The sequence below is a fragment of the Aequoribacter sp. genome (assembly GCF_965659035.1).
In the GTDB taxonomy this organism is placed as follows: domain Bacteria; phylum Pseudomonadota; class Gammaproteobacteria; order Pseudomonadales; family Halieaceae; genus Aequoribacter.
The window spans coordinates 30,927-51,486 of record NZ_CBFHWH010000009.1 but is presented as its reverse complement, the minus strand read 5'-3'; the positions used below and the strand labels follow the sequence as shown (position 1 = coordinate 51,486).

The 20,560-nt window shown below is 51.0% G+C and carries 33 protein-coding genes and 1 pseudogene; 31 read left to right on the top strand and 3 right to left on the bottom strand.

Features of this window, described 5'->3' with window-relative positions:
- Window positions 1-297: pseudogene (gene tuf, locus ACTF5Z_RS03070) on the top strand (elongation factor Tu); the annotation flags it as partial.
- A 61-nt stretch (window positions 298-358) separates the two neighbouring features.
- On the opposite strand, the gene ACTF5Z_RS03065 reads toward tuf, so the two are convergent.
- Both ACTF5Z_RS03065 and ACTF5Z_RS03060 read right to left on the bottom strand, forming a co-directional pair.
- Complete coding sequence (locus ACTF5Z_RS03065; RefSeq protein ID WP_438984451.1) at window positions 359-1,279, bottom strand: DMT family transporter; 921 nt, start codon at window positions 1,277-1,279, stop codon at window positions 359-361.
- Window positions 1,273-1,689, bottom strand: a complete 417-nt coding sequence (locus ACTF5Z_RS03060; protein ID WP_438984450.1) for an NINE protein — start codon at window positions 1,687-1,689, stop codon at window positions 1,273-1,275. The genes ACTF5Z_RS03065 and ACTF5Z_RS03060 overlap by 7 nt, the downstream gene beginning before the upstream one ends.
- A gap of 260 nt (window positions 1,690-1,949) precedes the next feature.
- On the opposite strand from ACTF5Z_RS03060, the gene rpsJ reads away from it, so the two are divergent.
- The 28 genes from rpsJ (at window position 1,950) to rplQ (ending at window position 15,720) form a co-directional block, all read left to right on the top strand.
- Window positions 1,950-2,261, top strand: a complete 312-nt coding sequence (gene rpsJ, locus ACTF5Z_RS03055) for a 30S ribosomal protein S10 (RefSeq protein WP_009577347.1) — start codon at window positions 1,950-1,952, stop codon at window positions 2,259-2,261.
- A gap of 108 nt (window positions 2,262-2,369) precedes the next feature.
- Entirely contained in the window at window positions 2,370-3,005 is a 636-nt protein-coding gene (gene rplC / locus ACTF5Z_RS03050; RefSeq protein ID WP_438984449.1) for a 50S ribosomal protein L3, read from the top strand.
- A gap of 16 nt (window positions 3,006-3,021) precedes the next feature.
- Entirely contained in the window at window positions 3,022-3,639 is a 618-nt protein-coding gene (gene rplD, locus ACTF5Z_RS03045; protein ID WP_423848841.1) for a 50S ribosomal protein L4, read from the top strand.
- Window positions 3,636-3,932, top strand: a complete 297-nt coding sequence (rplW, locus tag ACTF5Z_RS03040; protein WP_423848840.1) for a 50S ribosomal protein L23 — start codon at window positions 3,636-3,638, stop codon at window positions 3,930-3,932. Before rplD ends, rplW begins: the two co-directional genes overlap by 4 nt.
- Window positions 3,933-3,942: 10 nt before the next feature.
- Window positions 3,943-4,770: a 50S ribosomal protein L2 gene (rplB, locus tag ACTF5Z_RS03035; RefSeq protein WP_160195574.1), complete on the top strand. Its 828-nt coding sequence runs from the start codon at window positions 3,943-3,945 to the stop codon at window positions 4,768-4,770.
- Window positions 4,771-4,802: 32 nt separating this feature from the next.
- Complete coding sequence (rpsS, locus tag ACTF5Z_RS03030; RefSeq protein WP_009577325.1) at window positions 4,803-5,078, top strand: 30S ribosomal protein S19; 276 nt, start codon at window positions 4,803-4,805, stop codon at window positions 5,076-5,078.
- Window positions 5,079-5,104: 26 nt separating this feature from the next.
- Window positions 5,105-5,443, top strand: a complete 339-nt coding sequence (rplV, locus tag ACTF5Z_RS03025) for a 50S ribosomal protein L22 (RefSeq protein WP_009577326.1) — start codon at window positions 5,105-5,107, stop codon at window positions 5,441-5,443.
- A gap of 11 nt (window positions 5,444-5,454) precedes the next feature.
- Window positions 5,455-6,129, top strand: coding sequence for a 30S ribosomal protein S3 (rpsC, locus tag ACTF5Z_RS03020; protein WP_009577327.1), 675 nt, complete (start codon window positions 5,455-5,457; stop codon window positions 6,127-6,129).
- A gap of 11 nt (window positions 6,130-6,140) precedes the next feature.
- Window positions 6,141-6,554 carry a 50S ribosomal protein L16 gene (gene rplP, locus ACTF5Z_RS03015; protein WP_009577328.1) on the top strand — a complete coding sequence of 138 codons (414 nt, stop codon included), beginning with the start codon at window positions 6,141-6,143 and terminating at the stop codon, window positions 6,552-6,554.
- The gene (rpmC, locus tag ACTF5Z_RS03010; protein WP_160195575.1) at window positions 6,554-6,748 is read left to right on the top strand and encodes a 50S ribosomal protein L29; all 195 of its coding nucleotides are present in this window, start codon (window positions 6,554-6,556) and stop codon (window positions 6,746-6,748) included. Before rplP ends, rpmC begins: the two co-directional genes overlap by 1 nt.
- Entirely contained in the window at window positions 6,748-7,014 is a 267-nt protein-coding gene (gene rpsQ / locus ACTF5Z_RS03005; RefSeq protein WP_009577415.1) for a 30S ribosomal protein S17, read from the top strand. The genes rpmC and rpsQ overlap by 1 nt, the downstream gene beginning before the upstream one ends.
- Before the next feature lie 40 nt (window positions 7,015-7,054).
- Window positions 7,055-7,423 carry a 50S ribosomal protein L14 gene (rplN, locus tag ACTF5Z_RS03000; RefSeq protein WP_009577414.1) on the top strand — a complete coding sequence of 123 codons (369 nt, stop codon included), beginning with the start codon at window positions 7,055-7,057 and terminating at the stop codon, window positions 7,421-7,423.
- A gap of 27 nt (window positions 7,424-7,450) precedes the next feature.
- Complete coding sequence (gene rplX / locus ACTF5Z_RS02995) at window positions 7,451-7,762, top strand: 50S ribosomal protein L24 (protein ID WP_423848838.1); 312 nt, start codon at window positions 7,451-7,453, stop codon at window positions 7,760-7,762.
- Between the two features lie 28 nt (window positions 7,763-7,790).
- Window positions 7,791-8,330 carry a 50S ribosomal protein L5 gene (rplE, locus tag ACTF5Z_RS02990; protein ID WP_423848837.1) on the top strand — a complete coding sequence of 180 codons (540 nt, stop codon included), beginning with the start codon at window positions 7,791-7,793 and terminating at the stop codon, window positions 8,328-8,330.
- Window positions 8,331-8,343: 13 nt separating this feature from the next.
- Window positions 8,344-8,649, top strand: coding sequence for a 30S ribosomal protein S14 (gene rpsN, locus ACTF5Z_RS02985; protein WP_009577411.1), 306 nt, complete (start codon window positions 8,344-8,346; stop codon window positions 8,647-8,649).
- Window positions 8,650-8,665: 16 nt separating this feature from the next.
- Window positions 8,666-9,061, top strand: a complete 396-nt coding sequence (gene rpsH / locus ACTF5Z_RS02980; RefSeq protein ID WP_438984448.1) for a 30S ribosomal protein S8 — start codon at window positions 8,666-8,668, stop codon at window positions 9,059-9,061.
- Window positions 9,062-9,084: 23 nt separating this feature from the next.
- Window positions 9,085-9,612 (top strand): 50S ribosomal protein L6, encoded by a 528-nt coding sequence (gene rplF / locus ACTF5Z_RS02975; protein ID WP_423848835.1) that lies wholly within the window; start codon window positions 9,085-9,087, stop codon window positions 9,610-9,612.
- A gap of 10 nt (window positions 9,613-9,622) precedes the next feature.
- A complete protein-coding gene (gene rplR / locus ACTF5Z_RS02970; protein ID WP_423848834.1) occupies window positions 9,623-9,973 on the top strand; it encodes a 50S ribosomal protein L18 in 351 nt (116 codons plus the stop codon).
- A gap of 14 nt (window positions 9,974-9,987) precedes the next feature.
- Entirely contained in the window at window positions 9,988-10,494 is a 507-nt protein-coding gene (gene rpsE, locus ACTF5Z_RS02965; protein WP_009574397.1) for a 30S ribosomal protein S5, read from the top strand.
- A 27-nt stretch (window positions 10,495-10,521) separates the two neighbouring features.
- The gene (gene rpmD, locus ACTF5Z_RS02960) at window positions 10,522-10,704 is read left to right on the top strand and encodes a 50S ribosomal protein L30 (RefSeq protein WP_423848833.1); all 183 of its coding nucleotides are present in this window, start codon (window positions 10,522-10,524) and stop codon (window positions 10,702-10,704) included.
- A gap of 16 nt (window positions 10,705-10,720) precedes the next feature.
- Window positions 10,721-11,155 (top strand): 50S ribosomal protein L15, encoded by a 435-nt coding sequence (gene rplO, locus ACTF5Z_RS02955; RefSeq protein WP_040815749.1) that lies wholly within the window; start codon window positions 10,721-10,723, stop codon window positions 11,153-11,155.
- Window positions 11,156-12,487, top strand: coding sequence for a preprotein translocase subunit SecY (gene secY / locus ACTF5Z_RS02950; protein WP_438984447.1), 1,332 nt, complete (start codon window positions 11,156-11,158; stop codon window positions 12,485-12,487).
- Window positions 12,488-12,511: 24 nt separating this feature from the next.
- A complete protein-coding gene (gene rpmJ / locus ACTF5Z_RS02945) occupies window positions 12,512-12,628 on the top strand; it encodes a 50S ribosomal protein L36 (protein WP_083814305.1) in 117 nt (38 codons plus the stop codon).
- Window positions 12,629-12,752: 124 nt separating this feature from the next.
- Window positions 12,753-13,109, top strand: coding sequence for a 30S ribosomal protein S13 (gene rpsM, locus ACTF5Z_RS02940; protein WP_423848831.1), 357 nt, complete (start codon window positions 12,753-12,755; stop codon window positions 13,107-13,109).
- Between the two features lie 85 nt (window positions 13,110-13,194).
- Window positions 13,195-13,587, top strand: coding sequence for a 30S ribosomal protein S11 (gene rpsK, locus ACTF5Z_RS02935; RefSeq protein ID WP_009574403.1), 393 nt, complete (start codon window positions 13,195-13,197; stop codon window positions 13,585-13,587).
- 20 nt (window positions 13,588-13,607) lie between these two features.
- A complete protein-coding gene (gene rpsD, locus ACTF5Z_RS02930; RefSeq protein WP_423848830.1) occupies window positions 13,608-14,228 on the top strand; it encodes a 30S ribosomal protein S4 in 621 nt (206 codons plus the stop codon).
- A gap of 33 nt (window positions 14,229-14,261) precedes the next feature.
- A complete protein-coding gene (locus ACTF5Z_RS02925; protein WP_009574405.1) occupies window positions 14,262-15,266 on the top strand; it encodes a DNA-directed RNA polymerase subunit alpha in 1,005 nt (334 codons plus the stop codon).
- 58 nt (window positions 15,267-15,324) lie between these two features.
- Window positions 15,325-15,720, top strand: coding sequence for a 50S ribosomal protein L17 (gene rplQ, locus ACTF5Z_RS02920; protein WP_423848829.1), 396 nt, complete (start codon window positions 15,325-15,327; stop codon window positions 15,718-15,720).
- Between the two features lie 117 nt (window positions 15,721-15,837).
- Here rplQ and uvrA read toward each other — a convergent pair whose 3' ends face one another.
- Complete coding sequence (uvrA, locus tag ACTF5Z_RS02915; protein ID WP_438984446.1) at window positions 15,838-18,663, bottom strand: excinuclease ABC subunit UvrA; 2,826 nt, start codon at window positions 18,661-18,663, stop codon at window positions 15,838-15,840.
- Between the two features lie 86 nt (window positions 18,664-18,749).
- Here uvrA and ACTF5Z_RS02910 point away from each other — a divergent pair, with 86 nt between their 5' ends.
- Together ACTF5Z_RS02910 and ssb are read left to right on the top strand one after the other, a co-directional pair.
- Complete coding sequence (locus tag ACTF5Z_RS02910) at window positions 18,750-19,967, top strand: MFS transporter (protein WP_438984445.1); 1,218 nt, start codon at window positions 18,750-18,752, stop codon at window positions 19,965-19,967.
- A 90-nt stretch (window positions 19,968-20,057) separates the two neighbouring features.
- Window positions 20,058-20,549, top strand: a complete 492-nt coding sequence (gene ssb, locus ACTF5Z_RS02905) for a single-stranded DNA-binding protein (RefSeq protein WP_438984444.1) — start codon at window positions 20,058-20,060, stop codon at window positions 20,547-20,549.
- Window positions 20,550-20,560 lie beyond the last annotated feature (11 nt).

Sequence of the window (20,560 nt, the reverse complement as noted above, 5' to 3'; positions counted from 1 at the left end):
GGTAGCGTTAAGCCGCACACGAAGTTTGAAGCAGAAGTCTACGTATTGAGCAAAGATGAAGGTGGTCGTCACACGCCATTCTTCAAAGGCTACCGTCCTCAGTTTTACTTCCGTACGACGGACGTAACGGGTGCGTGTGAATTGCCTGATGGCGTAGAGATGGTTATGCCAGGTGACAACATTCAGATGGTTGTTACTCTGATTGCACCGATTGCGATGGAAGACGGTTTGCGATTTGCGATCCGTGAAGGTGGTCGTACGGTTGGTGCTGGCGTTGTAGCCAAAATCATCGAGTAATCGATACCAGCCTTGGGTTGGGGTGTTGCCCCAGCCCGCTGAGCCGAATGGCTGCTTGCAGTTATTCGGCTTTGTTGTTTATACGTCCTATAATTTGCTCATTTGGCACGATCCTTTTGCTAGCTCCCCGGATCTGAAAGACGCATGCGGCCACAATCAAGGCCGTGCCGCTGAGCGTATTTAGACTGATAGTTTCGTCAAATACAATCCATCCTAAGGCAGCGGCCCAGATGAAAGCAGTGTATTCCAGTGTTACCAAGCTCGCAGTGACTGCGTGTCGGTAAGCGTATGAAAAGCAGATGAGGGCACCTAAAGCTAAGCTTGCTGCCGTTGCGGCAAGAATACCTGTGCGTAAATCGGGTAATGGCTCAGCCCACCACGGTGCGAGTAATGCGAGGCCTACAAAGGTGACTAGTGTCTGATAAAAGCTGATTTCAAGTGGCTGCGCTATGAGGGCTTGTTGTCTCTGTAAAATCAGATTGTAAGCATACATTACGGCCGACAGAAGAACAGCTGCGCTGCCTAACAGCGATTGCATTTCAAATTTTAAAAGCTCCTCAAGTAAGAGCACGCCGACCCCAAGAAGCGCGATCACTGAGGCGATATAATCGTTTGGGACGATAGGCTCGTTAATGAGCCAGGCCGCCAAAAATAGGGCAATGATAGGGGCGATAAAGGAAAGCCCCACCGCCTGCGCCAGTGGGATCTGTGTTAGGCCCCAAAAAAATAGCGATGCCATCACCAGCGTAAGCGCCCCCCGTTTGACGTGAAGGCGGAGAGTATGGCGTGATGGCTTACTCGGTCTGCCGGTGAGATAGAGTGCGCCGATAATGATGATTCCGAAACTCATACGCCAGAACATGGCGTTATAAACGCCATGTTGAAGCGATAGTGATTTCATGGTCGCATCCATGCCAGAGAACAGTGCGACGCCGGCTGCGCCGGCTAAGAGGGCGAGTCTGCCTTGTGCGGGTGTTACCACGCGCGGCGTTGCGCGTTTTCTTGGGTGATTTGCTCGTTCAGGGTATACAAATCATAGAGCCACCCAAGCAAGAATAAGCCGCCAGTAAAAAGGTACAGTAAGCCCGTGAATATCTTGCCCATGTAAAAGCGATGAACTCCGAAAATGCCTAGAAAGGTCAACAAGATCCACGCCAGGCTGTAATTGATAGGCCCCTCAGTGAAACGCCAGTCAGCTTGCTTATCCATACTGGGAATTAAAAAAAGATCAACGATCCAGCCCACAAAGAACAAGCCCAAGGTGAAAAACCAAATGGTACCGCTCACCTGCTTACCGTAATAGAATCGGTGAGCGCCCATGAACCCAAAAATCCACAATAAATAGCCCATTAACATCGAATGCGTATTGGTATTGTTATTTGAAGGTGCCATAGAAAGATCCTCGTTTTAGAAGCGTCTAGCTTCTTCTATTTTCGGACTTTGGGCAACTGTGAGCGCGCCGAATCGATGGGGACTTGAGTTGGAAAGAACGCTTAGGTCCACTGTCGGGTAATTTTCCACTTCTCCCGAACTTTTTGTCTTTTCGGTGTAACTACGCTTGACAGCGCTTGGCCTCGTCTTTAGAATTCGCGTTCCTTTTTCGGGGGTCTCCTTGCGAGCTCTCGGTTATTTATATTTTGGAGACTAGTCACGTGCAAAACCAACGCATTCGTATTCGCCTGAAAGCTTTCGATCACCGTTTGATTGATGCTTCAACGCAAGAGATTGTTGAAACCGCGCGTCGCACTGGGGCTCAGGTTCGCGGACCTATCCCTTTGCCGACTCGTAAAGAGAAGTTTACTGTGTTGATTTCGCCTCACGTAAACAAGGATGCTCGTGACCAGTATGAGATTCGTACCCACAAACGGTTGCTCGACATCGTGGAGCCAACAGAAAAAACGGTTGACGCTTTGATGAAGCTCGACTTGGCAGCAGGTGTGGAAGTACAGATTAGTCTTGGTTAACGACAATTCGTAGCAAGACCTGCCCGCAGTACTCCAATCTGCGGGCGTGTAACGTTCAGCGATGGACGGCCATAGAGGGTTAGCCCCGTACACTGAGAGGTTAGAAAAATGACTATTGGTTTAGTCGGCCGTAAAACCGGTATGACTCGTGTTTTTACCGAAGACGGCGTATCAATTCCAGTAACCGTAGTGGAGGTGTCTCCAAACCGCGTTACTCAGATCAAAGAGCTTGATGCCGATGGGTATCGTGCTATTCAGGTAACAACTGGAACTCGCAAAGCAAGTCGCGTCAATAAATCTGCTGCTGGGCACTATGCTAAAGCTGGAGTTGAAGCGGGTGTTGGTTTGTGGGAGTTTCGCCTTGAAGCTGGTGAAGATGCTCCTGAAGTAGGTGCCGAGCTGACTGTAGGTCGATTCGAAGCAGGCCAGAAAGTTGACGTCGCTGGAAAGTCGAAGGGTAAGGGCTTTCAGGGTGGCGTGAAGCGTTGGAACTTTAAGATGCAGGACGCAACCCACGGTAACTCTTTGTCGCACCGTGCGCCAGGTTCTATCGGTCAGTGTCAGACACCGGGTCGCGTGTTTAAGGGTAAGAAAATGGCCGGCCAGATGGGTAATGTTGCTGTTACCACCCAGGGTCTCGAGGTTGTGCGTGTTGATGCAGAGCGCAACTTGTTATTAATCAAAGGTGCGGTTCCAGGTGCGCCAGGCGGTGATGTTGTTGTGCGTCCCGCTGTAAAGGCATAAGTTAGGGGATTCGAACGTGGAATTAAATGTATTGAAGCCCGGGAATGCATCAGCTGGCACAGTATCTGTGTCCGACGTTGCTTTTGCTCGTGAATACAATGAAGCTTTGGTTCACCAAGTTGTCACTGCCTACCTGGCAGGTGCTCGCCAAGGTACGCGTGCTCAGAAGACTCGTTCAGAAGTGAGCGGCGGTGGTAAGAAGCCATGGCGTCAGAAGGGTACAGGTCGCGCTCGAGCCGGAACCATCCGTTCGCCCATCTGGCGCACAGGTGGTGTGACTTTTGCGGCTAAGCCTCAGGATCACAGCCAAAAAGTTAATCGTAAAATGTATCGCGCGGCGATCCGTTCGATTCTGTCAGAGCTGGCTCGTCAAGAGCGTCTGTTGGTGGTTGAGTCAATGGATGTCGAGGCGCCCAAAACTAAGTTGCTGGTCAAGCAGTTGGGTGAGTTTGGTTTGGATAACGTGTTAATCGTCGCATCTGAGGTTAACGAAAACCTGTACCTTGCGTCTCGTAACTTGCACTCGGTTGATGTGCGTGACGTTGAAAGCGTGGATCCAGTGAGTTTGATTGCATATGACAAGGTTGTTGTAACTGTCGATGCTGTGAAAAAGTTTGAGGAGATGCTCGGATGAACCAGGAGCGATTGTTTCAAGTAATTAGAGCGCCTCACGTTTCTGAAAAGGCTGCGGTCGTTGCTGATATTAACAATCAGTACGTTTTCCGTGTAGCGCTCGATGCGAACAAGGCAGAAGTTAAGGCGGCTGTCGAGAAGTTTTTCAAAGTGAACGTAGAGTCTGTTAGCACCTTGCGTGTTAAAGGTAAAACTAAGCGTAATCGCTTCGGTTTTACGACTAAGCCAAGTTGGAAAAAGGCTTACGTTACGTTGGCGCAGGGTCAAGAAATTGACTTTGCTACCGTGGAATAAGGGGTAGGTCATGGCTGTATTAAAAAGTAAACCCACATCTGCCGGTCGCCGCCATGTCGTGCGCGTCGTCGAGCAGGATTTGCACAAGGGTGCACCCCATAAGCCTTTGCTGGAAAGCCAAAGTAAGTCAGGCGGTCGCAACAATAATGGTCGTATCACGACACGCCATGTCGGTGGTGGTCACAAGCAGCATTATCGCATCATTGACTTTAAACGTAACAAAGACGGTATGCCTGCGAAGGTTGAGCGGTTGGAATATGACCCAAATCGCACGTCGCACATCGCGTTGATTTTGTTCCCCGATGGCGAGCGTCGTTACATTCTCGCGCCCAAGGGTCTGAAGGCAGGTGATGTGGTGCAAAACGGTCCAGCAGCGCCGATCAAGGCGGGAAACTGCTTGCCCATCCGAAATATTCCTGTCGGCTCTGTCATTCATGCGATCGAGCTTAAGCCCGGTAAAGGTGCTCAGTTGGCGCGCTCGGCGGGTGCGGCAGTACAGTTGGTGGCCCGTGAAGGCGCGTACGCAACGATTCGTTTGCGCTCTGGTGAAATGCGTAAAGTGCTGAGCGACTGTCGCGCTACTATCGGCGAAGTGTCGAATTCAGAGCATAGCCTGCGCAAGCTGGGTAAAGCCGGTGCGAAGCGTTGGCGCGGCGTCCGTCCTACCGTACGCGGTGTGGCGATGAACCCGGTAGATCACCCGCATGGTGGTGGTGAGGGTAGAACATCTGGTGGACGTCACCCTGTCAGCCCATGGGGTACTCCGACTAAAGGTTATAAGACACGTTCTAACAAGCGTACCGATAAATTGATTGTTCGCCGTCGCGGCAAGAAGTAAGCGACTAGGTCGATAGGATAGAGGATAGTATTGTGCCCCGTTCATTAAAAAAAGGCCCCTTCATTGATCTGCACCTGCAGAAAAAAGTAGAAGCCGCACTTGAGAGCAACGACCGTCGTCCAATCAAAACCTGGTCGCGTCGTTCAATGGTATCGCCCGATATGGTTGGTTTGACCATCGCCGTCCACAACGGACGCCAGCATGTGCCTGTGTTGATCAACGAAGACATGGTAGGTCACAAGCTAGGTGAGTTCGCGGTCACGCGTACTTTCAAAGGGCACATCGTAGATAAGAAGGCGAAGCGTTAAGCGTCGCGTAGGAGAGGTAAGCAACCATGGAAGTGGCAGCAAAATTACGAGGAGCGCGAATCTCGGCACAGAAAGCCCGTTTGGTGGCTGACCAGGTTCGCGGCTTGCCCGTAGAAAAGGCATTAGACGTGCTTGCGTTCAGCCCTAAAAAAGCGGCGCATATAGTGAAAAAGGTGCTGGATTCCGCAATCGCAAATGCGGAAAACAACGAAGGTGCCGACGTGGATGAGTTGAAAGTATCAACCATCTTTGTGGATGAGGGTATGACAATGAAGCGCTTGCGTCCTCGCGCTAAAGGTCGTGCAGATCGTATTTTAAAGCGCACTTGTCACATCACTGTGAAAGTCGCAGACGGCGAAGGTTAGGAGAAGACCATATGGGTCAGAAAGTACATCCAACCGGTATTCGGTTAGGTATTGTTAAAGACCATAACTCAGTATGGTACGCGGATTCAAAAAATTACGCGCGTCAGCTGATCACTGATTTAGAAGTACGCCAGTACATCGAAAAAGTGCTAGACAATGCCTCTGTAAGCCGCATTTTGATCGAGCGTCCTGCACAGACAGCGCGTATTACGATTTCTACTGCGCGTCCAGGTATCGTTATTGGTAAGAAAGGCGAAGATGTCGATAAGTTGCGCAAAGATTTGAGCGCACGCATGGGTGTGCCCGTGAATATCAACATCGAAGAGATTCGTAAGCCTGATCTTGATGCGAAATTAGTTGCTCAAAACGTTGCTCAGCAGCTCGAGCGCCGCGTCATGTTCCGTCGCGCCATGAAGCGTGCGGTTCAGAACGCACTCCGTCAGGGTGCAGAGGGCGTAAAAATCCAAGTCAGTGGCCGTTTGGGCGGCGCTGAAATTGCACGGGCGGAATGGTACCGTGAAGGTCGAGTACCGCTGCACACTTTGCGTGCAGATATCGACTATGCAACATACGAAGCTTCTACTACTTACGGCATTATTGGCGTCAAGGTGTGGATTTTCAAAGGCGAGGTCATCGGCGGACAAGAGTCTGCACAAGATGGCGGCAAGAAACCAGCGGCTAATTAAGGTTCGGTGCTATGTTACAGCCTAAGCGTACAAAATTTAGAAAAATGCAGAAGGGCCGCAACCGCGGTTTGGCTCTGCGCGGTAGCAAGGTCAGTTTCGGTGAGTTTGGTCTGAAAGCGGTAGGTCGCGGTCGTATTACGGCGCGTCAAATCGAGGCTGCTCGTCGTGCAATGACACGTCACATTAAGCGTGGCGGTAAAATCTGGATTCGTGTGTTTCCAGACAAGCCTATCACTGGTAAGCCTTTAGAGGTTCGTCAGGGTAAAGGTAAGGGTAACGTCGAGTACTGGGTAGCTCAGGTTCAGCCTGGCAAGGTACTTTACGAAGTGCAGGGTGTTTCTGAGCAGTTGGCGCGTGAAGCGTTTACCTTGGCGGCAGCAAAGATTCCTGTGGCAACAAAATTTGTTAAGCGATCGGTGATGTGATGAAAACGAGTGAGTTGCGAGAAAAATCGGCGCAAGAACTCAATGAGACTTTGTTGAGTTTGCGTGAGGAGCAGTTCAAGTTGCGTATGCAAAAGGCAACCGGCCAGCTCGGACAGACACATTTATTGAAAGACAACCAGCGAGCGATTGCGCGTGTTAAGACGCTGCTCACTGAGAAAGGCGGTGAAGGCTGATGGCAACGACAGAAAAACGTATTCGTACGGCTACCGGCAGGGTAGTTAGTGACAAAATGGACAAAACAATCACAGTGTTGATTGAGCGTCGCGTTAAGCACCCGGTGTATGGCAAGTACATCACTCGCTCATCAAAGATCCACGCACACGACGAAGCAAACGAGTGTTCGATCGGAGATACAGTGGTTGTTCGTGAGAGTCGCCCTTTGTCAAAGTCTAAAACTTGGACTTTGGATCAAGTGGTAGAAAAGGCTGCGGAACTTTAAGTCAGCAAGAAACCGACCGTCAGGTCTTTCGGAGTAGAGCATGATTCAAACTCAGTCATATTTAGAAGTTGCTGACAACAGTGGTGCGCGTCGCGTGATGTGCATCAAGGTGTTGGGCGGCTCAAAGCGTCGATACGCTCGTGTTGGTGACTTGATTAAGGTTACCGTTAAAGAGGCGATTCCTCGCGGTAAGGTTAAAAAAGGTCAGGTAATGACCGCGGTTGTCGTTCGCACTCGCAAGGGTGTTCGTCGACCCGATGGTTCGTTGATTAAGTTCGACGACAACGCGGCGGTGTTGTTAAACAACAACCAGGCGCCGATTGGTACGCGTATTTTTGGCCCCGTAACCCGTGAATTGCGTGGCGAGAAGTTTATGAAGATTATTTCGCTTGCGCCGGAAGTTATTTAACCCGGCAGCAGACGACGAGGAATAGACATGAAAATTAAACGAGATGACGAAGTCATTGTGCTTGCCGGTAAAGATAAAGGTAAGCGTGGCAAGGTGCGTAAGGTAATTGGTAGCGATCGTTTGATTGTGACCGGTATCAACCGCGTGAAGAAGCACACCAAGCCTAACCCCCAGGCGGGTATTGCTGGTGGTATTGTGGAGCAGGAAGCCTCTATTCATGTCTCCAATGTTGCGATTTACAACGCGCAAACAAACAAGGCGGATCGTGTTGGTTACAAGGCCGAAGATGGCAAGAAAACGCGGATCTATAAATCAACTGGCGAAGCGATTGACGCGTAGCGCGAGCTGCGGATTGAGGTTGAAATAAATGGCCACTTTGAAACAAAAATATCGGGACGAACTCGCACCCGCTCTTAAAGAAGAGCTAGGCCTGCGTAACGTAATGGAAGTCCCACGCATAACCAAAATCACTCTGAATATGGGTGTGGGTGAAGCTGTCGGTGACAAGAAGGTGTTGGAAAACGCTGTTGCTGACATGACAAAGATTTCTGGACAGAAGCCTATCATTACCAAGGCTCGTCGTTCGATTGCAGGCTTCAAGATTCGTGATGGTTGGCCGATCGGTTGTAAGGTTACCTTGCGTTCGGATCGCATGTACGAGTTTTTGGAGCGTTTAATCGGCATCGCCATTCCTCGAATTCGTGATTTCCGCGGTATCACACCGAAAGCGTTTGACGGTCGCGGCAACTTTGCGATGGGTGTGACTGAGCAGATCATCTTCCCTGAAATCAACTACGATGAAGTCGACAAGTTGCGTGGTATGGATATTACCATCACAACAACGGCGCGCACTGACGACGAAGGTCGTGCACTGCTTCGCGCGTTCAACTTCCCGTTTAAAGGCTAAGAGGTAGATCCACATGGCAAAGAAATCCATGATTGCACGCGAAACCAAGCGCACCCGTACCGTCGCTAAATTTGCGGCGAAACGCGCTGAGTTGAAAGCGATTATCGCAGACGTCAATGCTTCAGAGGATGCGCGTTGGGATGCACAGGTCGCGTTGCAAAAGCTGCCTCGTAATGCTAGCCCAGTTCGTCAGCAGCGCCGGTGTCAGATAACGGGTCGTCCGCACGGTGTTTACCGTAAGTTCGGACTGTGTCGTAACAAGTTGCGCGAAGCAGCCATGCGTGGTGATGTGCCTGGCTTAGTTAAGTCTAGCTGGTAACAAGAGAGATTCGATTATGAGTATGCAAGATCCATTGGCTGATATGCTAACGCGAATTCGCAATGCACAAATGGCCGGCAAAAAAAGCGTTGAAATGCCAGCGTCAAAACTGAAAGCGGCTGTCGCGGCAGTATTGGTGGACGAAGGTTACATTGAGAGTGTTGAGACTCTGGAGCAGGACGGTAAAAAGCGTCTGGCGTTAACTTTGAAGTACTTCAACGGCAAGCCCGTGATCGCCGAGATCGACCGTAAGAGCCGACCTGGTTTGCGTCAATACTCTGCGCGTGACGGGTTGCCAAAGGTTCGCGGCGGTTTGGGTGTGGCGATTGTGTCCACTTCTAAGGGTGTAATGAGCGATCGCGCTGCGCGTGCTGCGGGTGTTGGTGGCGAAGTACTTTGCACCGTATTTTAATTTGATATTGAAGAGTTGGTTCTATGTCTAGAGTCGCAAAATCCCCAGTAAACGTGCCGAAAGGTGTTGAGGTCACGTTGAATGATCGCGCGCTAAGCGTTAAAGGTGGCAAAGGTTCTTTGTCGCTAGCGCTTACCGACGGTATTCAGGTGTTACAAGAAGGCGAAGAGTTGACGGTAAGCTACGACAGCGACGCGCAAAAAGCCATGGCAGGTACGACGCGTATGTTGGTGAACAACATGGTTGTTGGCGTAAGTACTGGCTGGCAGAAGAAATTGGTTTTGAACGGTGTGGGTTATCGTGCAAAAGCGGAAGGCAGCGTCTTAAACCTGACCTTAGGTTTATCGCACCCCGTTAATTACGAGTTGCCCGAGGGCGTTAGCGCCGAGACACCGACTCAAACAGAAGTTGTTGTGAGCGGTATCGACAAGCAAGCCGTAGGCCAGGCTGCAGCAGAGATTAGAGCGTTCCGTCCGCCGGAGCCTTACAAGGGCAAGGGTATTCGTTACGCGGATGAACACGTACGTCGTAAAGACGCTAAGAAGAAGTAGGTAAGCGCAAATGAATGAGAAGACAGTATCACGCCTGCGCCGCGCACGTAAGTCACGTGCCCGCATGAAGGCTGCAGAAGCGGTTCGCTTGACGGTTCACCGAACTCCACGTCACATTTATGCGCAAGTGTTGAATGCGGCCGGAGACAAGGTATTGGCTGCGGCGAGCACGCTGGATAAGTCACTTCGTGATGGAGCAACGGGTAACCAGGCCGCTGCTGCCGAAGTCGGCAAATTGATTGCACAGCGAGCCAAAGATGCCGGTGTAACGCAAGTTGCATTCGACCGCAGTGGCTTTCGCTACCATGGTCGCGTTAAGTCGCTTGCAGAAGCTGCGCGCGAAAACGGTTTGGAATTCTAGGGGCAGGCACGAATATGAGTGATCAAAGAAAGCAACAGACCGAGGGCGATCTGCAAGAGAAGCTGGTCCAGGTAAATCGTGTTGCGAAAGTGGTTAAAGGTGGTCGTATCTTTAGTTTTACTGCCTTAACGGTTGTTGGCGATGGAAACGGTAAAGTCGGTTTTGGTCGTGGTAAGGCGCGTGAAGTGCCGGTCGCGATTCAAAAAGCGATGGAAGCTGCCCGACGTAACATGATTCAGGTTGAGCTTGATGGTGGAACGATTCAGTACCCGATCAAGGCTCGCCACGGAGCGTCAAAAGTTTACATGCAGCCCGCATCTGAAGGTACTGGCGTAATCGCTGGTGGTGCAATGCGTGCCGTATTAGAAATTGCTGGTGTTGAGAACGTTTTAGCGAAGTGCTACGGCTCAACGAACCCAGTGAACGTTGTGCGTGCGACCTTCAATGGTCTACGTGATATGGCCTCTCCCGACGACGTTGCTGCTAAGCGTGGCAAAACCGTCGAAGAGATCTTGAATTAAGTATTGGTATAGGGTGGTCGCATAGCCATGGCTAAATCGACAGTAAAAGTTACACAGGTCAAGAGCCGTCACGGTCGTCAACGCACTCATCAAGCTTGCTTAGCAGGTTTAGGTTTGCGTCGAATTGGACACACAGTTGAGGTGGAAGACACGCCCTCAACGCGTGGCATGATCAACAAAGTGGCCTACATGGTCAAAGTTGAGGAGTAAAACAATGTCTGATGTGATGCGTTTAAACACACTCAGCCCGGCGGATGGTTCGCGTCCAGACGGTAAGCGTGTTGGTCGGGGTATTGGCAGTGGTTTGGGTAAAACCGCCGGCCGTGGCCACAAAGGCCAAAAAGCTCGCTCTGGTGGACGAGTTCGTCCTGGTTTTGAAGGCGGTCAGATGCCTTTGCAGAAGCGATTGCCGAAGTACGGCTTCAAATCACGCGTTGGTATGAAGACGGCGGAAGTGCGTTTGGGTGACCTGGCTCGCTTGACGGGCGACGTCGTTGATATGGACGCCCTTAAGGCGGCAGATTTGGTGCGCAATGACATGACGCGCGCTCGTATTTTCTTGGCTGGCAGCGTTGACCGCGCTTTGACGGTTAAGGGTCTGGGCGTTTCAAAAGGCGCTCGCGCTGCGATTGAGCAAGCTGGCGGCAAGGTCGAGGACTAAATGGCTAACGGGCAGCAGGTTCCAGGCATAAATACAGCCGGGTTAGGCGAGCTTTTTGCTCGCCTACGGTTCGTTTTAGTTGCGCTGATTATTTATCGTATCGGCACACATATTCCTGTGCCGGGTATTGATCCTGCGCAGTTGCAAGCCCTCTTTAATTCAAATCAAGGCACCATTTTGGGGTTGGCAAACATGTTCTCGGGCGGTGCGCTCGAGCGTATGAGTATTCTTGCGCTCGGCATTATGCCCTACATTTCTGCGTCAATTATTATGCAGTTGATGTCGGCCGTAACGCCGTCGCTAGAGCAGTTGAAGAAGGAAGGTGAGTCGGGTCGTCGCAAAATTTCGCAGTACACTCGTTACTTGACGGTCGGTTTAGCGATTATTCAGGCGACCGGCATGACGGTCGGCATGGCCAACCAAGGCATGGCGTATAGCGTTTCGCCTGTGTTTTATGTGATTGCGATTACGTCACTCGTGACTGGCGCTATTTTCATGATGTGGTTGGGTGAGCAGATTACAGAGCGCGGCGTAGGAAACGGTATCTCATTGCTGATATTCGCAGGCATCGTAGCGGGTCTACCTTCGGCAATCGGCCAGTCTTTGGAGCAGGCTCGCCAGGGCGAGCTCAATATACTCGTGTTGCTCGGTATTTTAGCGTTAGCGATCGTCGTAATTTATCTGATCATCTTCATAGAGCGTGGTCAGCGTAGAATCACCGTTAACTACGCTAAGCAGCAGCGCGGTAATCGTATGTACCAAGCGCAGAGTTCGCACTTGCCCCTGAAGGTGAATATGGCGGGGGTGATCCCGGCGATATTTGCGAGCAGTATTTTATTGTTCCCTGCATCGATTGCGCAGTGGTTTGGTAGTGGTAACTCGTCAGATTGGCTGCAAGACCTGGCTGTGGCGATTGGACCGGGGCAACCCTTGAATATTCTGTTGTTTACCGTATTCATTGTGTTTTTCTGTTTTTTCTATACCGCGTTAATGTTTAACCCAGTTGAAGTCTCCGATAACTTGAAACGCTCCGGTGCTTTTATTCCAGGTATTCGTCCTGGGCAGCAGACTGCCAACTTTATTGACGGTGTGTTGACGCGTTTGACTGTTTTTGGTGCGGCTTATATCGCACTCGTTTGTTTGCTGCCACAGTTTTTGGTAGTGACATGGAACGTGCCCTTTTACTTGGGTGGGACCTCTTTACTGATTGTTGTTGTGGTCGTGATGGACTTCATGGCTCAGGTTCAAAGCCACATGATGTCGCAGCAGTATGATTCAGTGATGAAGAAAGCCAACCTGAAAAATCATGGGTCTGCCGGCCGCGTTCGGTAAGACTTGTTGTAACGGAGAGAAGTGATGAAAGTTAGAGCATCAGTTAAGAAAATTTGCCGCAACTGCAAAGTGGTCCGCCGCGCAGGTGTGGTACGGGTGATTTGTTCTTCAGACCCACGCCATAAGCAGCGCCAGGGTTAAGGCAAGTCTTGAGTTGATTTTTAAGAGCGAAGTCGATAAACTGCCGCGCCTTTTGACGAGTGTCATGCGATTAGCGGTTTTAGCGATCCTTCGCACAATAGTAAAGTAATTTGGAGAAAGATGGATGGCACGTATCGCCGGCGTCAACATACCCGATAACAAACACGCTGTTATTTCTTTGACCTATATCTACGGTGTAGGCAAGACCAAAGCAAAAGCGCTTTGTGCAGCGACAAATATTGCAGAAGACACCAAAATCGGTGACTTGAGTGAAGCTCAAATGGACGAACTTCGCGGTAAAGTTGGCGAAATGATGGTCGAAGGTGATTTACGCCGGGAAGTGTCAATGAACATCAAGCGTTTGATGGACTTGGGCTGTAACCGTGGTTTGCGTCACCGTAAAGGTTTGCCCTTACGCGGTCAGCGTACGAAAACCAATGCGCGTACGCGTAAAGGTCCTCGTAAGCCGATCCGCAAGTAAGTAGGTAGTATGGCGAGCGCCTTGTGCGCTCACTTAGTGTAGCTACACCGCAGTGTAGTGTTGATATTAAAAGTAGGACGATTTTATGGCTAAGCCAAGCGCGAAAGCACCGCGTCGTAAGATTACCAAAACCGTCGTAGACGGTGTGGCGCACATTCACGCGTCATTTAACAATACCATTGTCACTATCACTGACCGTCAGGGTAACGCTCTTAGCTGGGCGACAGCTGGTGGCTCTGGATTCCGTGGTTCTCGTAAAAGCACACCGTTTGCGGCTCAGGTCGCTGCAGAGCGTGCTGGCGAGGCAGCAAAAGAATACGGCCTTAAAAACTTGGACGTCCAAGTCAAAGGTCCTGGTCCCGGTCGTGAGTCTGCGGTTCGTGCGCTGAATGGTTGTGGTTACAAAATCACTAACATTACCGACGTAACCCCGATTCCTCATAACGGATGTCGCCCACCCAAGAAGCGCCGCGTGTAAGGGCATAGGAAGGAACTAGTATGGCTCGATATATTGGACCAAAGTGTAAATTAGCTCGCCGCGAAGGCACTGATCTGTTTTTGAAAAGTGGTGCGCGTGCGTTAGAAAGCAAATGTAAATTGGAAACTGCCCCAGGTATGCACGGCGCTAGACGTGGCCGCTTGTCTGATTACGGGGTACAGTTACGTGAAAAGCAAAAAGTGCGTCGTATCTACGGCATTCTTGAAAAGCAATTCCGTGGCTACTACAAGGAAGCGGCGCGACGTAAAGGTGCGACTGGTGAAAACCTCCTGCAGCTGCTAGAGAGCCGCTTGGACAATGTTGTTTATCGCATGGGTTTTGCATCAACTCGCGCTGAAGCACGTCAGTTGGTGTCACACAAGGGTGTTCTGGTAAACGGCACCGTTGTGAACGTGCCTTCTTACCAAGTGCAGCCTGGTGATGTCGTTGCTGTTCGTGAAAAAGCGAAGAAGCAATTGCGTATTCAGTCGGCAGTGGCGCTCGCGGGTCAGCGTGCGGACATCGAATGGATCGACGTCAATACTGACAAATTAGAAGGTGTATTTAAGGCTCGCCCAGAGCGCGCTGAGCTTACTTCTGAGATCAACGAAAACTTGATCGTTGAATTGTACTCGAAGTAATACATCCGATTAATCTGACTGACAGGTGGCTACATGCAAAGTGCAGTAAATGAATTCTTGACTCCACGCGTTATTACCGTGGACGAAAAAAGTAATACGCGAGCTCTAGTGACTTTAGAGCCCCTAGAGCGTGGCTTTGGCCATACGCTTGGCAACGCACTGCGCCGTATTCTGTTATCGTCTATGCCAGGATGCGCAATTACCGAAGTGCAAATTGATGGTGTTTTGCATGAGTACAGCACCATTGAAGGCGTTCAAGAAGACGTGATTGAAATTCTTCTTAACCTCAAAGATGTCGCTGTGGTCCTTAACGGCAAAGATGAAGCTGAATTGACTTTGTCGAAGAAAGAGCCCGGTCCTGTAACGGCGGGTGATATCACGCTGGATCACGATGTTGAAATCTGCAACCCAGACCACGTCATCTGTAACGTTACAGGTGGCTCGGGTGTGAATCTGAAGCTGGTTGTGAGTCGTGGACGCGGTTACTCTCCAGCAGACTCGCGTGGAAATGAAGAAGACGAAACCCGTGCGATAGGCCGATTGCAGTTGGATGCGACGTTTTCGCCCATCCGCCGTGTGGCGTATGTGGTTGAGTCCGCTCGTGTCGAACAACGCACTGACTTGGATAAATTGGTCCTTGATTTGGAAACCAACGGAACAATTGATCCAGAAGAAGCAATTCGTCGCGCTGCGACGATCTTGCAGCAGCAGCTCGCGGTATTCGTTGACCTCGAGAGCGAAGGCGAAGCTGAAGCAGTCGTTGAGGAAGATGAAGTTGATCCGATCTTGTTGCGCCCCGTCGATGATTTGGAGTTGACGGTTCGTTCGGCAAATTGCTTGAAAGCAGAAAATATTTACTACATCGGTGACTTGGTGCAGCGTACTGAAGTCGAGCTTCTGAAAACCCCAAACCTGGGCAAGAAGTCGCTTACCGAAATTAAAGACGTGCTGGCGTCACGCGGTTTGTCGTTGGGTATGAGACTCGACAACTGGCCACCTGCAAGTCTGAAAAATGATGATCGAGTCTTAAGTCTTTAGGACTCGGAAACAGTTTGAATAGCTGCCAAAACGGCACACGAAGTAAAGGAAAATAGTCATGCGTCATCGTCACAGTGGACGTCAGTTAAACCGTAATAGCTCGCATCGCAAAGCGATGTTCCGCAACATGACGGCGTCTTTAGTTAAGCACGAGCTGATTAAGACGACTCTACCAAAGGCTAAGGAGCTGCGTAGCTACGCTGAGCCGATTATCACTTTGGCGAAGGAAGATAGCGTTGCAAACCGCCGTCTTGCTTTTAATCGCCTGCGTGATAAAGAGGTGGTTGGTAAGTTGTTCAGCGAAATTGGCCCTCGGTATCAGACTCGTCCGGGCGGCTATTTGCGTATCTTGAAGTGTGGTTTCCGCGCTGGAGATAACGCTCCAATGGCGTACGTTGAGTTGGTTGATCGTCCAGTTGTCGAAATTGATGATATGGATGACGGCGAAGAATAAGCCGATTCAGATGCCAAAAAGCCGCACTTGGTGCGGCTTTTTTTTGCCCGATCGCTTTGCGTGTCACCGTTCCGTTGTCACATCGAGCCCCTGGCTCTAGGGTTGAAGTTAGCTGATCTATGCGCGCTCTAAGATGGGCTTCAAGAACCGGCCGGTATGACTTTCTGGTACCTCGGCGACGGTCTCAGGAGTGCCTTGCGCGATGATCTGTCCACCGCCACTGCCGCCCTCGGGGCCTAAATCGATGATCCAGTCTGCTGTTTTAATAACGTCAAGGTTGTGTTCTATGATAACGACCGTATTGCCGTGACGTCGCAGCCGGTGCAAGACTTCGAGCAATTGACGGATATCTTCAAAATGCAGTCCGGTTGTGGGTTCGTCTAAGATATAGAGTGTTTTGCCTGTATCGCGTTTAGACAGTTCCCTAGATAATTTCACCCTTTGCGCTTCACCACCTGACAGCGTGGTTGCGGCTTGCCCTAGGCGAATATAGGACAAGCCTACATCCATCAGCGTCTGCAGCTTTCGCGCTATGGCTGGCACGGGTTCGAAGAACACCAGTGCATCTTCAACCGTCATTTCAAGCACTTCGTAGATGTTCTTGCCCTTGTATAAGACGTCCAATGTTTCTCGGTTATAGCGCTTACCTTTGCACTCATCGCAAGGCACGTAGATATCGGGTAGAAAGTGCATCTCTACTTTTGTGACTCCGTCGCCTTGGCACGCTTCGCAGCGGCCACCGCGAACGTTAAAACTGAAACGTCCCGGCTTGTAACCTCGGGCACGAGCTTCTTGGGTTCCCGCGAAGAGTTCACGCACGGGCGTGAAGATGCCGGTATACGTTGCTGGGTTGGATCGTGGTGTCCGACCGATGGGGCTTTGGTCGATATCAATGCACTTATCGATAAGATTCAGTCCGCTAATGCTGTCGTGTGCAGCCGCGGTGAGAGTGGTTGCGCCATTGAGTTCGGTCGCCGCAAGGGGATAAAGCGTGCTGTTGATCAACGTTGATTTGCCGGAACCCGAAACCCCGGTGATACACGTGAGTAGCCCGAGCGGTATGTCGAGATCAACATTCCTTAAATTATTGCCACGGGCACCCCTCAAACTCAGCAAGCGTATGCTGTCAGCTTGGTAGCGATGTTCGGGGACTTCGATTTGCATGCGTCCAGACAAGTAAGCACCCGTTGTAGACTTGTCGCAGGCAATAATTTCATCATAGGTGCCGGCGGCGACAATTTGACCGCCATGCACGCCAGCCCCGGGCCCTACGTCAATGATGTAGTCTGCTGCCCGAATGGCATCTTCGTCGTGTTCGACGACCAATACGGTATTGCCGAGGTCGCGAAGGTGGTTCAGAGTTTTGATGAGGCGCTCGTTATCGCGCTGATGTAGACCGATAGAGGGTTCGTCAAGAATGTACATGACGCCGACTAAGCCAGCTCCAATTTGTGAGGCCAGACGAATGCGTTGCGCCTCCCCTCCTGATAGGGTCTCGGCACTCCGGTCGAGCGACAAATAGTTTAGACCTACGTCAACTAAGAAGCGATAACGCGCTCGAATTTCCTTGAGAATTTTGCTGGCGATTTCACCTTTTCGTCCCGTCAAATTCAAGGTATCAAAATAGTCCGATGCCTCTCCAACCGGCATGGCGGTAATCTCGGGCAATCGAAGGTCATTGACGAACACGTGGCGAGCGTCTCTGCACAGACGTGTGCCATGGCAGTCGGGGCAGGGCTGGCTGGCAATGAACTTTGCAAGCTCGTCGCGAACAGATTGCGATTCTGTATCCCGATAGCGGCGTTCGAGGTTTGGGATAATGCCTTCAAACACGTGACGGTTTTTAAAAACAGTGCCGCGATCATTGACGTAGCTGAAGGCGATTTCTTCTTTGCCAGAGCCGTACAGAATAGTTCTTTGAATGTCCGCGGGCAGTTCATCAAAAGGCGTATCAATTGAAAACTCGTAGTGCTTCGCTAGCGACGACAACATGTGAAAATAGTAAACGTTCCGTCTATCCCAGCCGCGTATTGCACCCTCTGCTAGACTTGCCTCGGGGTGCATGACGACGCGATCGGCCTCGAAATATTGTTTGACGCCAAGGCCATCGCAGCTAGCGCACGCCCCCGCGGGGTTGTTAAATGAAAATAATCTTGGTTCTAAGCTATCAATACTGTGGCCGCATTCGGGGCAGGCAAAGCGCGAAGAAAATACGATTTCGTGATCGTCATCCATCGAGACGATACCCGCTAATCCGTCGGTTAGCTCCAGGGCGGTCTCAAATGATTCCGCAAGGCGCTGAGCTAGGTCTTCGCGCACTTTAAAGCGGTCTATGACTACTTCGATCGTGTGTTTTTTCTTTTTATCCAGTTCTGGCGCATCGTCTAAATCAGTCACGATGCCATCAATGCGCGCCCGAACGAATCCCTGACCGCGCAGGCTATCGAGCAGATGTAAGTGCTCACCTTTGCGGGCTTTTACCACGGGAGCAATCAACATCCAGCGACTCTCAGGTGCTTGTGCGAGTACCGTGTCTACCATTTGGCTCACTGTTTGTGCAGCAAGAGGCAGGTCGTGGTCTGGGCAGCGTGGTTCGCCGACTCGCGCAAACAAAAGGCGGAGGTAGTCGTAGATTTCGGTGATGGTGCCTACCGTGGATCGGGGGTTGTGCGAGGTGGATTTTTGTTCGATTGAAATGGCAGGCGACAAGCCCTCGATATGATCGACATCGGGCTTCTCCATCATGGATAGAAATTGTCTAGCGTAGGTTGACAATGATTCAACGTAACGGCGCTGACCCTCGGCGTACAGGGTGTCAAAGGCAAGCGATGATTTGCCAGACCCCGAGAGGCCCGTGATCACAACCAGCTTATCTCTGGGAATATCCAGATCGATATTCTTGAGGTTGTGAGTGCGCGCGCCGCGAACGTGAATGGTATCCATGGTGTTCCTTCCGAGTGCAATCCGCCAGTATAATTGCCCTAGGGCACGCTGACAAAAGCTGTTTGCGCTTATTTCGTGTTATCATAATGACTTTGTCGTTAGCAGAACTCCGTGTGATCACTCAAACCCCCTTCACTCAAAATGAGCGCCGTTCAGTCTTTGGTCTGGCGTCGTTATACAGCGTTCGGATGATCGGTTTGTTCATGGTTTTGCCCATACTGGTGGTTTACGGGCAAGAACTGCCCGATGCATCGCCTGCTCTGCTGGGGTTGGCTTTAGGTATCTATGGCTTGACCCAAGCTTTGTTACAAATACCACTGGGGGCCTTGTCAGACCGAATTGGTCGAAAGCCTGTGATTCTGGGCGGGTTGCTGGTGTTTGCAGCGGGCTCGGTTTTAGCCGCTTATGCGAGCTCAGTTTGGTGGCTAGTGCTAGGGCGTGCGCTGCAGGGAGCCGGCGCCATTGCCGGTGCAGTTATGGCGCTGCTGGCCGATTCTACTCGCAGCGAGCAACGTACAAAGGCTATGGCGATCGTTGGCATCTCGATTGGTGCATCGTTCGCTGTTGCCCTGATGCTGGGCCCAGTGCTGGCGGCATGGGGTGGTTTGCGCTTAGTTTTCTTGGTGACCGCAGGTCTGGCCATATTGGGCGTTCTTATTACTGTGTGGCGTATCCCTGCTGCGCCTGTTCTCGCTGACGTAATCGATGAGTCTGACACACGAATATGGTACAAAAACGCCGATTTGTGGCGCCTGAATGCTGGTGTGTTTGTCTTGCATTTTACATTGACAGCGGCATTTATGGTCGTGCCTCTATTGCTTCTAAACGATCTGTCGTTGTCGAAAGAACTGCATTGGCAAATTTACGCGCCGGTGTTGGTGGCGTCGATCATTGGTTTGGGGCTTTTGATGCGTTTAAGTGAGCGCGCGGGATACCCTAAAATAGCCTTTGGTTTGGCGGTGCTGTGCTTGAGTGCAGCTCTTTGGGTCTTTGAGTCCCAATTAGGTCACACTTACACCGGCGTGATTGGTGCTCTGTGGTGCTTTTTTGTTGGATTCAATTTCCTCGAGGCCTCACTTCCCTCACTGTTAAGTAAGCGTGTGACCCAGCAGCGTCGTGGTGCTGCAATGGGCAGTTTTTCGACCTCTCAGTTTGCTGGCGCCTTTTTAGGGGGCTCTGGCGGCGGGCTGATGCTGCAAAACACCAGCGCAGCCATTTTGCTCTTGGTTTGTGCTGCCCTGCTTGTGGCCTGGTTTTTGTGGCTCATACAAAGCCCGACATTGTTGGATAATGCGCTCAAGTGATGTGTAAATGCACTGCACAATAGGTGCTTTTGAACAGTGCAATTGCTATGATCTGTGCACTGATAGTAGATAACAGAATCGAGGGAAACTATGGCGACACGTGGCGTAAATAAGGTAATTTTGGTGGGCAATCTGGGTAATGACCCTGAGACCCGATTTATGCCCTCCGGTGGCGCGGTTACGAACGTCAGTCTTGCTACCTCAGAAACTTGGAAGGATAAGCAAACCGGACAACCACAAGAGCGTACCGAGTGGCACCGAGTCGTATTTTTTAACCGACTAGCTGAAATCGCGGGCGAGTATCTTAAAAAGGGCTCTAAAGTATACGTCGAGGGCGCATTGCGTACTCGAAAATGGCAAGATCAATCGGGCGCCGATCGATACTCCACAGAAATTGTCGCCAGCGAGATGCAAATGCTTGATAGTCGTGGTGACGGAGTGGGTGGAGGTATGGGTGGAGGTATGAGCGGCGGCAACCAGAGCCAAGGCTATGCGCCTCGCCAGGCCGCTGCGCCAGCGCCTGCTTCGCCTTCACAACCGCCTGCAGATTTCCCTGATTTCGACGACGATATTCCGTTTTAAACGCGGTTGCG

What these genes read in the sequence shown, in the direction of transcription:
- ACTF5Z_RS03060 (WP_438984450.1), bottom strand. Translation starts at nt 1,689, where the DNA reads ATGGCACCTTCAAATAACAATACCAATACGCATTCGATGTTAATGGGC.
- rplC (WP_438984449.1), top strand. Translation starts at nt 2,370, where the DNA reads ATGACTATTGGTTTAGTCGGCCGTAAAACCGGTATGACTCGTGTTTTT.
- rplW (WP_423848840.1), top strand. Translation starts at nt 3,636, where the DNA reads ATGAACCAGGAGCGATTGTTTCAAGTAATTAGAGCGCCTCACGTTTCT.
- rplB (WP_160195574.1), top strand. Translation starts at nt 3,943, where the DNA reads ATGGCTGTATTAAAAAGTAAACCCACATCTGCCGGTCGCCGCCATGTC.
- rplV (WP_009577326.1), top strand. Translation starts at nt 5,105, where the DNA reads ATGGAAGTGGCAGCAAAATTACGAGGAGCGCGAATCTCGGCACAGAAA.
- rpsC (WP_009577327.1), top strand. Translation starts at nt 5,455, where the DNA reads ATGGGTCAGAAAGTACATCCAACCGGTATTCGGTTAGGTATTGTTAAA.
- rplP (WP_009577328.1), top strand. Translation starts at nt 6,141, where the DNA reads ATGTTACAGCCTAAGCGTACAAAATTTAGAAAAATGCAGAAGGGCCGC.
- rpmC (WP_160195575.1), top strand. Translation starts at nt 6,554, where the DNA reads ATGAAAACGAGTGAGTTGCGAGAAAAATCGGCGCAAGAACTCAATGAG.
- rpsQ (WP_009577415.1), top strand. Translation starts at nt 6,748, where the DNA reads ATGGCAACGACAGAAAAACGTATTCGTACGGCTACCGGCAGGGTAGTT.
- rplN (WP_009577414.1), top strand. Translation starts at nt 7,055, where the DNA reads ATGATTCAAACTCAGTCATATTTAGAAGTTGCTGACAACAGTGGTGCG.
- rplX (WP_423848838.1), top strand. Translation starts at nt 7,451, where the DNA reads ATGAAAATTAAACGAGATGACGAAGTCATTGTGCTTGCCGGTAAAGAT.
- rplE (WP_423848837.1), top strand. Translation starts at nt 7,791, where the DNA reads ATGGCCACTTTGAAACAAAAATATCGGGACGAACTCGCACCCGCTCTT.
- rpsN (WP_009577411.1), top strand. Translation starts at nt 8,344, where the DNA reads ATGGCAAAGAAATCCATGATTGCACGCGAAACCAAGCGCACCCGTACC.
- rpsH (WP_438984448.1), top strand. Translation starts at nt 8,666, where the DNA reads ATGAGTATGCAAGATCCATTGGCTGATATGCTAACGCGAATTCGCAAT.
- rplF (WP_423848835.1), top strand. Translation starts at nt 9,085, where the DNA reads ATGTCTAGAGTCGCAAAATCCCCAGTAAACGTGCCGAAAGGTGTTGAG.
- rplR (WP_423848834.1), top strand. Translation starts at nt 9,623, where the DNA reads ATGAATGAGAAGACAGTATCACGCCTGCGCCGCGCACGTAAGTCACGT.
- rpsE (WP_009574397.1), top strand. Translation starts at nt 9,988, where the DNA reads ATGAGTGATCAAAGAAAGCAACAGACCGAGGGCGATCTGCAAGAGAAG.
- rpmD (WP_423848833.1), top strand. Translation starts at nt 10,522, where the DNA reads ATGGCTAAATCGACAGTAAAAGTTACACAGGTCAAGAGCCGTCACGGT.
- rplO (WP_040815749.1), top strand. Translation starts at nt 10,721, where the DNA reads ATGCGTTTAAACACACTCAGCCCGGCGGATGGTTCGCGTCCAGACGGT.
- secY (WP_438984447.1), top strand. Translation starts at nt 11,156, where the DNA reads ATGGCTAACGGGCAGCAGGTTCCAGGCATAAATACAGCCGGGTTAGGC.
- rpmJ (WP_083814305.1), top strand. Translation starts at nt 12,512, where the DNA reads ATGAAAGTTAGAGCATCAGTTAAGAAAATTTGCCGCAACTGCAAAGTG.
- rpsM (WP_423848831.1), top strand. Translation starts at nt 12,753, where the DNA reads ATGGCACGTATCGCCGGCGTCAACATACCCGATAACAAACACGCTGTT.
- rpsK (WP_009574403.1), top strand. Translation starts at nt 13,195, where the DNA reads ATGGCTAAGCCAAGCGCGAAAGCACCGCGTCGTAAGATTACCAAAACC.
- rpsD (WP_423848830.1), top strand. Translation starts at nt 13,608, where the DNA reads ATGGCTCGATATATTGGACCAAAGTGTAAATTAGCTCGCCGCGAAGGC.
- ACTF5Z_RS02925 (WP_009574405.1), top strand. Translation starts at nt 14,262, where the DNA reads ATGCAAAGTGCAGTAAATGAATTCTTGACTCCACGCGTTATTACCGTG.
- rplQ (WP_423848829.1), top strand. Translation starts at nt 15,325, where the DNA reads ATGCGTCATCGTCACAGTGGACGTCAGTTAAACCGTAATAGCTCGCAT.
- uvrA (WP_438984446.1), bottom strand. Translation starts at nt 18,663, where the DNA reads ATGGATACCATTCACGTTCGCGGCGCGCGCACTCACAACCTCAAGAAT.
- ACTF5Z_RS02910 (WP_438984445.1), top strand. Translation starts at nt 18,750, where the DNA reads ATGACTTTGTCGTTAGCAGAACTCCGTGTGATCACTCAAACCCCCTTC.
- ssb (WP_438984444.1), top strand. Translation starts at nt 20,058, where the DNA reads ATGGCGACACGTGGCGTAAATAAGGTAATTTTGGTGGGCAATCTGGGT.